The sequence below is a fragment of the Pseudomonas parafulva NBRC 16636 = DSM 17004 genome, assembly GCF_000730645.1.
GTDB classification, from domain to species: domain Bacteria; phylum Pseudomonadota; class Gammaproteobacteria; order Pseudomonadales; family Pseudomonadaceae; genus Aquipseudomonas; species Aquipseudomonas parafulva.
This window is the reverse complement of sequence record NZ_BBIU01000010.1, coordinates 38435-50690: the sequence shown is the minus strand read 5'-3', so window position 1 is coordinate 50690 and position 12256 is coordinate 38435. Positions and strand designations below refer to the sequence as shown.

General features: G+C 61.4%; 10 protein-coding genes. 4 read left to right on the top strand and 6 right to left on the bottom strand.

What is annotated here, in order from left to right; genetic code table 11:
* Positions 1 to 151 precede the first annotated feature (151 nt).
* The 3 genes from PPA02S_RS08215 to PPA02S_RS08205 all read left to right on the top strand — a co-directional run bounded on the left by PPA02S_RS08215 (position 152) and on the right by PPA02S_RS08205 (position 4991).
* Positions 152 to 1945, top strand: coding sequence for an ABC transporter ATP-binding protein/permease (locus PPA02S_RS08215; protein ID WP_028634556.1), 1794 nt, complete (start codon positions 152 to 154; stop codon positions 1943 to 1945).
* Positions 1946 to 2133: 188 nt separating this feature from the next.
* Positions 2134 to 4362 (top strand): TonB-dependent siderophore receptor, encoded by a 2229-nt coding sequence (locus PPA02S_RS08210; RefSeq protein ID WP_028634555.1) that lies wholly within the window; start codon positions 2134 to 2136, stop codon positions 4360 to 4362.
* A gap of 92 nt (positions 4363 to 4454) precedes the next feature.
* Positions 4455 to 4991, top strand: coding sequence for a histidine phosphatase family protein (locus PPA02S_RS08205; RefSeq protein WP_028634554.1), 537 nt, complete (start codon positions 4455 to 4457; stop codon positions 4989 to 4991).
* Between the two features lie 3 nt (positions 4992 to 4994).
* On the opposite strand, the gene PPA02S_RS08200 is transcribed toward PPA02S_RS08205, so the two are convergent.
* From PPA02S_RS08200 to PPA02S_RS08190, 3 genes are all read right to left on the bottom strand, one after another.
* Complete coding sequence (locus tag PPA02S_RS08200; RefSeq protein WP_028634553.1) at positions 4995 to 5780, bottom strand: sulfite exporter TauE/SafE family protein; 786 nt, start codon at positions 5778 to 5780, stop codon at positions 4995 to 4997.
* A gap of 131 nt (positions 5781 to 5911) precedes the next feature.
* Positions 5912 to 7798, bottom strand: coding sequence for a methyl-accepting chemotaxis protein McpA (mcpA, locus tag PPA02S_RS08195; RefSeq protein WP_028634552.1), 1887 nt, complete (start codon positions 7796 to 7798; stop codon positions 5912 to 5914).
* 142 nt (positions 7799 to 7940) lie between these two features.
* Positions 7941 to 8819, bottom strand: coding sequence for a LysR family transcriptional regulator (locus PPA02S_RS08190; protein WP_028634551.1), 879 nt, complete (start codon positions 8817 to 8819; stop codon positions 7941 to 7943).
* Between the two features lie 101 nt (positions 8820 to 8920).
* On the opposite strand from PPA02S_RS08190, the gene PPA02S_RS08185 reads away from it, so the two are divergent.
* Positions 8921 to 9349 carry a PACE efflux transporter gene (locus PPA02S_RS08185; protein WP_028634550.1) on the top strand — a complete coding sequence of 143 codons (429 nt, stop codon included), beginning with the start codon at positions 8921 to 8923 and terminating at the stop codon, positions 9347 to 9349.
* Positions 9350 to 9367: 18 nt separating this feature from the next.
* Here PPA02S_RS08185 and PPA02S_RS08180 read toward each other — a convergent pair whose 3' ends face one another.
* Genes PPA02S_RS08180 through PPA02S_RS08170 form a run of 3 tightly spaced genes read right to left on the bottom strand, consistent with a single transcriptional unit; the run spans position 9368 to position 12112 of the window.
* A complete protein-coding gene (locus PPA02S_RS08180) occupies positions 9368 to 10036 on the bottom strand; it encodes a GntR family transcriptional regulator (RefSeq protein ID WP_028634549.1) in 669 nt (222 codons plus the stop codon).
* Positions 10037 to 10052: 16 nt separating this feature from the next.
* Positions 10053 to 10757 (bottom strand): FadR/GntR family transcriptional regulator, encoded by a 705-nt coding sequence (locus PPA02S_RS08175; RefSeq protein ID WP_028634548.1) that lies wholly within the window; start codon positions 10755 to 10757, stop codon positions 10053 to 10055.
* Between the two features lie 44 nt (positions 10758 to 10801).
* Positions 10802 to 12112, bottom strand: coding sequence for a C4-dicarboxylate transporter DctA (locus tag PPA02S_RS08170; protein ID WP_028634547.1), 1311 nt, complete (start codon positions 12110 to 12112; stop codon positions 10802 to 10804).
* Between the last annotated feature and the right edge of the window lie 144 nt (positions 12113 to 12256).

Sequence of the window (12256 nt, the reverse complement as noted above, 5' to 3'; positions counted from 1 at the left end):
CATTTCGAAAACCCCTATCTGCGTATGCAGGTAGGGGTTTTGTCTTTATGGTTTATTAAATCCTGACGCAAATATGAAACCTGCGTCATCTATGCCTGATGCCTGCCGGGCCGGTGCTACGCTCGCGGAAACTCCGTAAGGGTACTTCACCATGGAAATGAACTGGCACCAGGCCCTGCAACAGAGCCTGACCTGGCTTGCAATTGCCTCGTTTATTACGTTCGCCTGCTTCGCCATCACGGCGGCCCTGGCTGTTCGCTACGCGCGCTGGGGCCAGCAGTTCTGGCAGGTGGCAGGCCCGTATTTCAACCCCAGGCGCAGCTGCAAGCCCCTGCTGGGCTTCGCTGCGCTGCTGATACTGACGCTGTTTTCGGTCCGCCTGGAAGTGCTGTTTTCTTACTGGTACAACGGCTTCTACAGTGCGCTGCAGGGCCTTGACCAAACGGCGTTCTGGTCACTGCTTGGCGTGTTCGCGATACTGGCAACCATCCACGTGCTGCGCTCGTTGGTCGCTTTCTACGTCAGGCAGGCTTTCAGCATCCGGTGGAGGGTTTGGCTTACCGAGCGCCTGACCCGTGACTGGACCCAGGACGACGCCTACTACCGAGGTCGTTTCGTGAGTGAGCCCGTGGACAACCCGGATCAGCGGATCGAACTGGATGCCAGCGTGTTCGTCAGCAGCTCCCTGACGCTGGCCTTAGGGGCTGTGAGCGCTCTGGTTTCACTGGTCGCCTTTACCAGCATCCTCTGGGGGTTATCGGCGCCGCTGACGGTTTCCGGCATCGACATCCCCAGGGCCATGGTGTTTGCAGTGTACGTGTACGTGCTATTGGCCACCTGGGTAGCCTTCCGCTTGGGCAAGCCACTCATCAAGCTCAACTTCCTCAACGAAAAACTCACTGCCAACTTCCGTTACGCCTTGATGCGCATGCGCGAGAACGCCGAGAACATCGCTTTCTACCAAGGTGGCACGCTTGAGCGACACACGCTGCTAGGCCGGTTCGGGGCGTTGATCCTCAATGCCTGGGCGCTTGTTTTCAGAAACCTCAAGTTCAGCGGTTTCAACCTGGGGGTGAGCCAAGTTGCAGTGGTGTTCCCCTTCATTCTCCAGGCTCCCCGGTTTTTCAGTGGTGCGATCAAGCTGGGCGATGTGATGCAGACCTCGCAGGCGTTTGGTCAGGTACAAGATTCGCTGTCGTTCTTCCGTGAGTCCTACGATGCATTTGCCCAGTACCGTGCCACCCTGAATCGTCTGACCGGTTTTTTGAGTGCTAACCAGCAGGCCAGGGCGTTACCCCGCACCGAGGTGAGCGACCAGCCCGATGGGCTGCTTGTTGAGGGCTTGCAGGTCAGGCGCCCGGACGGCGTCCCGCTGATCTCAGACCTCCATCTGGACCTGCGTGCTGGCCATGCACTGTTGATTCAGGGTGCTTCGGGCAGCGGCAAGACCACGCTGCTACGCGCGCTGGCAGGTCTGTGGCCTTACGCTGACGGTGCGGTGCGGCGTCCTTCAGGCCTGCATGCGCTGTTCCTTTCACAGCGCCCATACCTGCCCTTGGGGAATCTGCGCACCATCATCGCTTACCCGGCCACTTACTCGCTCAGTGATGAACAGCGGGTGGCGCAGGTGCTGAGCCAGGTGAGCCTGGGCCACTTGCGCGACCAGCTCGACACTCAATGCGACTGGTCAGGCGTGCTGTCCCTCGGTGAACAGCAGCGTCTTGCCTTCGCACGCGTACTGTTCAATCGCCCTGAGGTGGTGTTTCTCGATGAGTCCACATCGGCAATGGACGAGGGCCTGGAACAGGCCATGTATTCCCTGCTTCGGCAGCAGATACCACATGCCTTGCTTGTCAGTGTGGGGCACCGCACTACACTCGCCGCGCTGCATACTCATCGACTGCGCTTGGATGGCCAGGGTGCCTGGGGCATGGAACCCTTGTGAGCGCTGGTCGCAGCTTTGTAGAAGGTTCCGTTGCGAAGGTGTAAATTTCGTAAATACGATATAAACACAATTGAGAATAAATGTATTTTCCATCCCTGTTGGCCGCTCGAGCAGTGCGGGCCGGTGGGCGAGGGCTCCCGGTGACCCCGAGTGTGCCGTTTCGTCTTTGAACAGCAGGAGATGTACCGATGCAGTGCAGAACTTCACCCAACAGCCTGGCCCTGGTGCTTTTCTCGCTGGTGTCACCGGCCGTGATGGCCACCGCCGCCTCGACGGACGATAGGGGTGAAGGTCTGAATCCCCAAGCTGCCGACAACGCCCTGGTGATTCAGGACACACTGATCACAGCCGAGCGTGAAGCCCGGCAAGCACTGGGCACCTCGATCATCACGGCTGAAGACATCAAGCGCCACCCACCAGCCAATGACTTGTCCGATATCATCCGCCGCGAGCCGGGTGTGAACCTGACCGGTAACAGTGCAAGCGGTGCGAGGGGCAACAACCGGCAGATCGACCTGCGCGGCATGGGCCCTGAAAACACCTTGATTTTGATCGACGGAAAGCCGTCCAACGCCCGCAACGCGGTACGTTATGGCTGGAACGGCGACCGTGACACCCGTGGGGAAACCAACTGGGTGCCGGCCGAGGCAGTCGAGCGCATCGAGATCCTGCGCGGTCCGGCTGCCGCCCGCTACGGCTCGGGCGCCATGGGCGGGGTGGTGAACATCATCACCAAGGGCCCTTCCGATGAACTCAAGGGTGGCGTGAGCCTGTACACCCAATTGCCTGAAGACAGCGCCGAAGGCGCCAGCCGGCGGGCCAACTTCAACCTGAGCGGCGGCCTTACCGAAAACCTTGGCCTGCGGGTTTACGGGGGGTGGGCCAAAACCGATGCCGACGACCTGGACATCAACGACGGCCACGCCACCAGCGCGTTGGTGGCGGGCCGCGAAGGTGTGCGCAACAAGGACATCAATGGCCTGGCGAGCTTGAGGCTTAACGATGAGCATCGTCTCGAAGCCAGTGCGGGCTACAGCCGTCAGGGCAATGTGTTCGCGGGCGATACCATGAACAGCAACGCCGGTGGTGATGTTGATTTTGTTTCCAGCTTGTATGGCCATGAAACCAATGTCATGCAGCGCAGCACTTACGACCTCACGCACCTTGGGGATTTCACCTGGGGCACCAGCAAAACCTCGCTAGGCTACGAGTACGTCCGTAACTGGCGCCTCAACGAAGGCCTGGCAGGCCGCACGGAGGGTGCCCCAAATGGCGAAGGCGCTGCCATGTCGCGGTTGCGCAACACCCGGTTGAGCAGTGAGGTGAACCTGCCGTTTGCACTGGGCAGCACCGAACACGTACTGACCCTGGGTGGCGAGTACCTGTACGAGGCGCTCAACGACCAAGGCTCGTTACGCCCGCAGAGTTCTGACCCTGCCGGCGGTGGAGGTATTGCCGGCTTCGAGCGCAGCAACTCCAAGATGACGGCCCGCAGCCATGCATTTTTCGTCGAAGACAACATCGTGGTTGGCAATACGACCGTCACGCCTGGCCTGCGTTTCGACCACCACGAAACCTTCGGCGACAACTTCAGCCCCAGCCTTAACCTTTCCCACAAGCTCACCGACGCATTGTCGCTCAAGGGGGGCATCGCACGGGCCTACAAAACCCCGAACCTGTACCAGTCGAACCCCAATTACCTGCTGTACAGCCGAGGCAACGGCTGCAGTGTCCTGCAAACCAACCGGGGCGGTTGCTACCTGCAGGGTAACGCGGACCTCAAGCCTGAAATCAGCGTCAACAAGGAGATCGGGCTACAATACGAGCAAGGCAACTGGCGCACCAGTGCCACGTACTTTCGCAATGACTATAAAAACAAGATCATCGGCGATACCGATGTGCTGTATACCCTCGGCACTGGTAGCCGTGTGACCCAGTGGGACAACGCCGGCAAGGCGCGCGTGGAGGGCATCGAGGGCAACTACTTCATCGAATTGACGCCCACCCTGGACTGGAATACCAACCTCACCTGGATGCTGGACAACCATAGCCGTGAAACGGGGGAGCCGCTCTCGGTGATCCCGCGCTTCACCGTCAATACTACCCTGGACTGGCGCGCCACCGAGCAGCTGTCGTTGCAGGTGGCGGGGACTTGGTTCGGCAAGCAGAAGTCGCCGTCCTACAACTACCGCACCCAACAGGACTACGATGCCAGTGCGCAGCAGGATGTAGACGCCTACGGCCTGGTGGATGTCAGTGCAGGCTACGCATTCAATGCCAACTACGATGTGCGGGTTGGAGTGAACAACGTCTTCGACAAGCAGATCCTGCGCGGTGGCAATGCCAGCACCTCAGGTGCCAACACCTACAACCAGCCGGGCAGGGCGCTGTTCATGGCATTGAATATCAACTTCTGACGCACCGGACGCCCCGCTCCTGGGGCGGCTGCCTTTGATGTCCGGGCAGCAGGCGTGCTAAACCGTACGCTTGTTCCCGCGAGACCTCAGCATTGAAAGCCACGCACCTTACCCTCGTTTGCCATGCCTTGACCCAGTCGCAGAAGGCCGGGCGCCTGCCCGCACCTGGCGACCTCCTGGTCCAGTCAGCCTGGCAAGCCTTCGAGACACCGCCAGATACACACGTGATCACAGCTCCCGAGCCGCGTGCGCGCGAAACGGCAAGCAGGTTCGGACACGCACGGGTAGCGCCGTCGTTGGCTGATTGCGACCTCGGTGACTGGCGGGGGATGCCGCTGAAGCAGTTGCAGGCAGAGCAACCGCAGGCGCTTGCTGACTGGCTGCAGGACCCGGCCAGCACGGTGCACGGTGGCGAGTCCTTCGCTGCGCTGTGCCAGCGCGTGGCGGCATGGCTGGTAACCTTCGACAGGCCTGGGGCGTGGTTGGCAGTGACTCACCCATGGGTAATACGCGCTGTGCTGGTGCAGGTGCTGGGCTGCCCACTCAGTGCAGCCCAGCGCATCGACATCCTGCCATTATCGCGCCTGCAGCTCGCCTATACCGGTCAGTGGCGCCTGCGGGTCAGCTGAGCCTCAAAACGCCAGCTTATAGCCGATCAGCAACAGCATCGCAGCCAGGCAGGGGCGCAGCACACGGTCCGAGATCCGCCCGGTGAGATGGCTGCCCAGGTAGATGCCTGGCAACGAACCCAGCAGCAGATAACCCAGCAGCGACCAGTCCATGTTGCCCATGCCGGCATGCCCCAGGCCGGCCACCAGGGTAAGCGGGACGGCGTGGGCGATCTCTGTGCCCACCAGGCGACGTGTGATCAGGAAAGGGTAGAGCAGGAACAGCGCCACCGTGCCCAACGCACCGGCGCCGATGGACGTAAGCGTGACCATCACGCCCAGTACCACGCCCGTGAGGATGGTCAGGGTATTGAGGCTACGGTCGCTCAGGTGATAATGGTCGCCGGCATGGCGGCTGGCAAAGGCCTGCAGGCGGGACTTGAACAGGATCGCCAGCGCGGTGAGGATCAACACCACAGCGAGGCCCTGCTTGATGATGGCGTTCACCGCCGTGGTGTCTGTGTGCAGGGTGCTGAGAAACCACAGGGTCAGCGCTGCGGCCGGTACACTGCCCAGGCTGAGCAGGCCCGTTATCTTCCAGTCGATGTTCTTGTTACGCGCATGTACCCACACGCCGCTGGCCTTGGTAATGGCCGCGTAGAGCAAGTCAGTGCCAACAGCCGTGGCCGGGTTGATGCCGAACCACAACAGGATCGGGGTCATCAGTGAGCCGCCACCTACCCCGGTCATGCCGACGATGAAGCCTACAACCAGCCCTGCAATGGTGAACCCAAAAGAACCTACATCCATACGCTACTCGACTGCCCAGCTTTGCCCGTTATCGGATGCAGCCAGCATATAGATTTTTTTATAGCCAAATAGACTTGTTCGTTATTAGGTTATAACCAAGGGTGGCGCCAGGTTGCGCCACCCCCACTGGGTCAGATCCTGAAGCTGCCCACCAGTTGCTTCAAGCGCCCGGCCTGTTGAGCCAGCTGGTCACAGTGCAGCAGGGTTTCATTAAGGTTCTCCACCCCTTGCTGGTTCAGCGCGTTGATCTGGGTGATGTCCAGGTTCAGGCTTTCGACAACAGCTGTCTGCTCTTCGGTAGCGGTGGCGACCGACTGGTTCATGCCATCAATTTCACCGATCCGCTGGGTGACGCTGGCCAGGCGTTCGCCCGCCTGGTTGGCAACCTGTACCGTCTGCTCGCTGGACACCTGGCTGGTGTTCATCGTGTGCACGGCCTCCCGCGAACCCACCTGCAGGCTGGTGATCATGCGGTGGATTTCTTCTGCCGACTCCTGGGTGCGGTGTGCCAGGTTGCGCACTTCGTCGGCCACCACGGCGAACCCGCGGCCCGCTTCACCCGCACGTGCGGCCTCGATTGCCGCGTTGAGGGCCAGCAGGTTGGTCTGTTGGGAGATGCCCTTGATCACGTCGAGGATCTTGCCGATTTCATCGGTACTGGCGTTGAGCGTCTCGATCTGCGCGCAGGACTCACTGATGCGTTGCGACAAGGCGGTCATGGCGCTGATCGCCTCTTCGACAACCGCCCGGCCACCATGGGCCTGCTCGCTGGCGCCGCTGGCGTGCTGCGACGCATCGGCGGCATTGCGGGCAATTTCCTGGGTCGCAGCCCCCAGCTCGTTGATCGCTGCGGCCACGCTGTTGGTGCGCATGCTCTGCTCTTCAGAACCATTGATGGACGCGTTGGATGCACTGACCACTTTCTCGGACAGGTCGTGAACCAGGCGCGTGGCCGATGATACTTCGCTGATGGACGCATGAATGCGTTCGACGAACCGGTTGAAGGAGGCTGCCACCTCACCGAACTCATCCTGGTTCTGCACAACCAGGCGGCGGGTGAGGTCGCCTTCGCCTTCGGCGATATCGCGCATCGCACGGCCCATGGTCGTCAGCGGCCGCATCAGCACCGGGATCAGCAGGCCGAGCACAGCGGCGATGGCCGCCACGGCGATGAGCATGGCAATGATTGCAGAGGTGCGGAACTGGCTGAGCGCGGCGTAGGCCTTGTCCTTGTCGATCGACAGGCCAATGTACCATTGCGCCGACGGCAGGCCGGCAACCGGAGCAAACGAAATCAGGCGCTCTTGGCCGTTGAGGGTGACATCCTGCATGCCTGCAGCGACCCGCAGGTTGCTGCCGGGGTAAATGTCTTTCAGGTTCTTCATGACCTGGTCTTTATCGGGGCTCACGATCACCTGGCCAGTGCTGTCTGCCAGGAAGGCGTGGCCAATGCCGCCAAAGTCGACCGAGTTGATGATTTCGACCAGGGTATCGAGGCTCACGTCGCCCCCCACCACGCCCATCATCTCGCCATTGGCCTTGCTCTTGACGGGCACGGCGACGGTTACCATCAGGCCGCCTACGGCACCTTGGTAGGGCGCTGTCAGTACAGTCTGCCCTGCGCTGGCAGCCACGCCATACCATGGCCGCTGCCTGGGGTCATAACCTGCGGGCATCTGCGCATCGGGGCGCTGGGTGAAGTTGCCGTTGGCTTGGCCAAAGTAGGTGAAGAGGAAGTTGCGAGTGTACGAGGGCTGCTCGACCAACCCGGCCAGCTCGTTACCGGCGCCCAGCAGGCCAATGTCCTGTGCCAGGTTTTCCAGCACCAGAATGCGCCCGCCCATCCAGTTCTGCACACTGCTGGCCGTCAGCGCCCCCGACTGTTCCACCGAGGCTTCGATGTTCTGGCGGATGGTGTTGCGTTGCAGATAATCGTTGTAGAGGGTGAACAGGGCGAATGCCAGCACCACGACACCGCAGGCGCTGAGCAGGATCTTGTGGCGAAATTTCAGGTTCATGTTTCGAGACCTTGAGCCAATGAGGGGAGGGCGCCGTGCGCTCATGACGCACTGCGGGGCCTGTCGACCGGGGTATCGGCTCACCCGGTAAAAGGTTGATACACCTACGGAAATTTCTTAAGGGCGTTTCGACAAACGGCGTTCAGCAGGCTGCCAGCTGTTCGATCAGCAGCCGCGCAGCTTGTTGCAGCGGCTGCTGCTTGCGCCAGAGGATATGCACCGGTAGCTGCAGGGCGTTGCGTGTGTTGCGAAAGTGCAGCCTCACCAGCCGGCCGCTGGCCAGCAATGGCGCCACCCGGGACAGTGGCAGGTCGCCCCAGCCTAGGCCGGCCTCGACCATCTGCAGGGCAAGGTCAAAGCTGTCGGTGGACCAATGCGCGGCGCCGATCAAGGGGCGCGGGTCGGCCAACGGCAGGTCGCGGCTGCGCACCAGAATCTGCCGTACCCGGGTCAGGTCCTCCAGGTAATGTATGGCGCCGCCGTCCAGGGCAGGGTGAGTGGGGGCCAGGGTCGCTACCAGCGACTCTTCACCTATGAATTGGAAACCACGGTGGCTCTCCACCTGCAAACCGGCGAAGGCCACGCACAGGTCCGCGCGGCCGCTGTCCAGCAATTGCAGCGCTTCTTCCTGAGGGGCGCTGAGCAAGGTGATGTCCAACAGGGGATAGCGTTCACCCAGCCGGGCGATGGCCGCTAGCAGCGGGCCGTGATCGATATCAGGGGCTACCGCCAGCGTGAGGCTGCTTTCCAGCCCTCGCGACAACTCCAGCGCATGCACCTGCAGCAACCCCAACTGCTCGGCTATCAGCCGGGCATGCGGCTCCAGCGCCAAGGCCTGCGCGGTGGGGCGCACTTCCCGTGCGCCCCTTTCGAACAGGCTGTAGCCAAGCTCGGCCTCCAGGTTGCCAATGCCCATGCTCACAGCTGAGGGTACGCGCTTGAGTGTGCGTGCGGCCGCTGAGAACGACCCTTGGTCGAGTACGCTGAGAAACAGCTGAATATTGTCGCTGGAAAAATTCATCGGGCTCTCCTGTCAGCTCATCTGACAGCTGCTGACTTTTACTGTCAAGCAGGGTGAAGCAAACTTTGCGCAATCATGTTGTGAGGTTGGAGGAAAACGCTGTGCAGGGTCTGAAACGCAAGCTGGTGTACGTGACGTTCTACGAGTTGATTGGGTTGTGCATGTCCACGCTCGGGCTCGCTTACCTGTCTGACACCCAGGCGTCTCACACTGGCCCGCTGGCGGTGATGATCACCACCATCGCCATGCTCTGGAACCTGATCTACAACATGGTGTTCGAGTATTGGGAAAGCCGCCAGCGTACCCGTGGGCGCAGCGTGGCAAGGCGCATCGTGCATGCCATCGGCTTCCAGCTGACGCTGGTGGTCTACTTGATACCGCTGATTGCCTGGTGGCTGGGCATGACCCTTGTGGAGGCGCTGCTGGTAGACATGGCGTTCATCATCCTGGTGCCGTGCTACACCTTTGCCTACAACTGGGCATTCGACCGGTTGTTCGGCCTGCCAAAATCAGCCATGGCGCCCGCCTGATCCGGCGCCGCCAACTGCTCAACCCAGTTGGAGCTTGCCTTCAAGCCGGTCGAGGTGCTTGTGCATCAGTGCCAGCGCAGCGGGCGCGTCGCCTTGCTCCACCGCATCGATGATCGCGGCGTGCTCCTGCCATGCACAGTGGTCGCAGCAGGGGGATTCGTAGCGGGCGATGATCAGCGAGGTCATCGGTACCAGCCCGTTGAGAAAGCGCGCCAGCGGGGCATTGGCCGCCACCTGCGCCAGTTTGAGGTGAAACTCGCCGCCCAGCCGGATGGCTGCGCAGCGCTCGCCATTGTCGTGGTGCTGGCGTTCGCGTTCCACCAACTGGCGAAGCTGGCGCACCTGCGCTGGCCGGGCACGTTCAGCCGCCAGGGTAATCAGGGTGGTTTCGGCCAGGCGCCGGGCGCTCAGCACCTGGCGTGCCTGCTCAGGGTCGGGCGCCGCCAGGTGTGCCGTGTGGCTAGGGCGTTGCACCACCACCTGTTGGTCGCACAGGCGCCCAAGTACCCGGCGAATGACCGTACGGCTGACGCCGAAGGCATGGCCCAGTGCCTGTTCGGGTAGCAGGCTGCCAGGCGGCAAGCGCTGTTCGAGGATCGCATCGAACAGCCGCGGGTAGATCTGCTCGGCCGAGAGCCGGGTTTCCCCCGCAGCAAGCAGGGCAGGCAAAGGGTGGGCGCCGTTCATCGTCGCTCTCCTGAGGTCAAGGGGTCGGGTGCTCATCGGGTACATTCAGGGCAATACCCATACGCAGCCCTTCTGCCAGAATGTGCTGTCGCATCTGCGCGCTGGCTTGCGCGCTGCTGCGCTCGCGTATGGCACGCACGACGGCTTCATTTTCTTTCAGCCGCGCTGCCAGATGCTCCGGTGAGTTGCGCAGCATGTCGGCGCTCTGCTTGAGGGCGTTGCCGGTTTGTTGCACCACGCTCTGGAAGATCGGGTTTGTGGTAAGGGCGAACAGCGCTTCGTGGAAAGCGATGTAGGCTTTTACCCCCGCCTCGCTGTCGTGCGCCTCCAGTGCTTCGCGCATGTCCATGAGGGTCAGGCGTAGTTGGCCGATGTCCTGGCTGTTGGCCGATTGCGCCACCAGGCCGACGATGAACGGCTCCAGGGTGTAGCGCAGCTCCAGCACATCGGCAAGGCTCGCCGCCGCGCCGGTGTCCAGCGTACGTTCTTGAACTGCACCCTCACCCTCGAGCACCAGTACGCCTTTGCCTGGCAATGATCTGACCAGGCCCAGGGTTTCCAGAACGGTTACCGCCTCTCTCAGGCTCGGCCGGCTGATGCCCATTTGCTCGGCCAGCTCGCGCTGGCCAGGCAGCATGTCCCCGCTGCGCCATTGGCCTCTGGCCAGGGCCTGGCGCAGTTTTTCAACCACTGAATTGACGACGGTGGATGAGCTGATCAAAGTTCGCTCCTTGGAGGGCCGGCACGGGGGCCGGCCGCACGCTTTCAAAAGTCCTGTTGATGGGTGCCTGGTTGCTTGCGGGGTGTGTGCGCAAAGCCGGGTTTACCGTCGAGCACATTGTTGGCCCGCTCAAGGTCGATGTCCTTTTCCCAGCGTGCAATGGCCACCGTGGCGACGCAGTTGCCAATCAGGTTGGTCAGCGCCCGGCCGATGCCCATGAACCAGTCCACAGCCAGTACCAGCACCAGGCCAACCACGGGTATTGCCGGCACAGCGGTCAAGGTCGCCGCCAGAATCACCAGTGCAGAGCCTGGGATGCCATGAGCGCCTTTGGAAGTCACCAGTGACACCAGCAAAATGGTCAGCAGGTCGGTCATTTCCAGCGGGGTACCCGTCGCATTGGCGATGAATACGATGGCCAGGGTGAGGTAGATGGAGAAACCATCGAGGTTGAACGAGTAGCCGGTAGGAATCACCAGCCCCACCGTGGAACTGCCAATGCCCAGATGCTCCAGCTTGCGCATGATCTGCGGCAGCACGGCGTCGGACGAAGCGGTGCCCAGCACGATGGTGAGCTCTTCACGCAGGTATTTGATCAGGGGCAGCAGCTTGAGACCAGACAAGCGCATCACGGTGCCCAGCACGATCAGCACGAACCCTGCGCAGGTGAGGTAGAACAACGCTACCAGGCCGCCCAGGTGCTGCAGCGATTCAAGGCCGTACTTGCTGGTGGTGAAGGCGATGGCACCGAATACGCCAATGGGCGCCAGGCGCACGATCATGCCCATGATGCGGAAGATCACATGGCTCAGCTCGTTGATCAGCCGCGAGATGCCGGCCGCCGAATCACCCACCAGGTTGAGTGCACTGCCGAACAGTACCGAGAACAGCAGCACTTGCAGGATATTGTTGTCGGCGAAGGCCCCGACCACCGAGTTGGGGATCAGGTCCATGAAGAAGGCGGTGGCACCATGGATGTGCTGGCCGCGCTCCGCCAGGCTGCTGGCGTCGGCGCTGGACAACTGGTCCAGATGAATGTTGGCACCGGTACCGATACCGCTGGTGAAGGCGAACACCAGGCCGATAACCAGGGCCAGTGTGGTCAATACCTCGAAATAGATCACCGATTTCAGGCCGATGCGGCCGACTTTCTTCAGGTCACCTGCGCCGGAGATGCCACTCACTACCACGCAGAAGACGATCAGGCCGATGAGCATCTTGATCAGCTTGATAAAGCCGTCACCCAAGGGTTTGAGTTGCAGGGAAAGGTCGGGGAAGCTGAGTCCGCAGACGACGCCGAGGGCGAGGCCTAACACGACTTGAAGAAAGATCGAACGCGAGCACCATTTGAGCATGGAAGTGATCTCTGATCGGTGTCCCTGCTTCGGTAGCCGCATAGGGCGAAAGAGCGCAGGACTTAATTATTGTGGTCTTACCGGTTTGTTCAGCGCGTGGTCATAAAACCCCGAAATATCCTGCAATGCAAGGGTTTTTGGCCT